This window comes from Roseateles sp. P5_B10, from assembly GCF_056400485.1.
The window spans coordinates 1-716 of sequence record NZ_JBFULE010001461.1; the positions used below are offsets into that span (position 1 = coordinate 1).

1 protein-coding gene is annotated in these 716 nt (G+C 69.8%); it reads right to left on the bottom strand.

Annotated features, from left to right (window positions below; genetic code table 11):
* Nucleotides 1–716, bottom strand: a 716-nt coding sequence (locus AC1DU6_RS33970) for an FAD-dependent oxidoreductase (protein ID WP_477862808.1), incomplete at both ends; no start/stop codon positions are given.

Here is a 716-nt window from a genome sequence, read left to right on the forward strand (position 1 = left end):
GGCCCTTGCTGGCCTGACCGTAGAAGCGCAGGTGGGCGCGGCGGCGGCGGCCGTAGCGCTCGAACACGCCGGGCCAGTCGCCACCGACCTCGCTCGCCAGCTCGTGCGCATCGATCAGCGCCATGTTGGCGCCCTGCCCTAGCTGCGGGCTCATGCCATGGGCGCAGTCACCAATGGCCAGCACGCGGCCGTCATGCCAGCGCGCCATGTGGACATCGGCGTAGCGGGCTTCACGCAACTGCCCGGCATCGCGCAGGCCGGCCAGCAGCGGCAAGACGTCGGGAAAGAGCTCGGCCATCTGCTGCTTGATGCGATCCAGCCCAACGCGCTCGCGCCAACCTTCAAGTTCGGCGACGGGCAGACTCCAGAACAGGTTGATGCCTCGTGCGCCATCGGCGTGATCGGCCCTGCCGACCGGCATCAGGCCGATCATCTGCGACGCCGACCGGAAGCGCTGGCGCAGCTCGATCTGAGGGAAACCAGGCGGCGCCGGCAGCACGGTCCAGACGGCGCCCCAGGGGAAGGCGCGCGCATGCTGGCTGACCTTCATGCCTTCGCGCAGCCTGGAGAAGCTGCCGTTGGCGAGGATCAGCGCGGCATGGCGAGCCTTGGCTCCGCCGGACAAACGCAAGGTGACGCCGGCCTCGTCCTGCTCGAAGCCTTCAACCAGCGCGCCGCAATGCCAGCGGACGCCGAGCTCGCGCACGCGCTWCCAC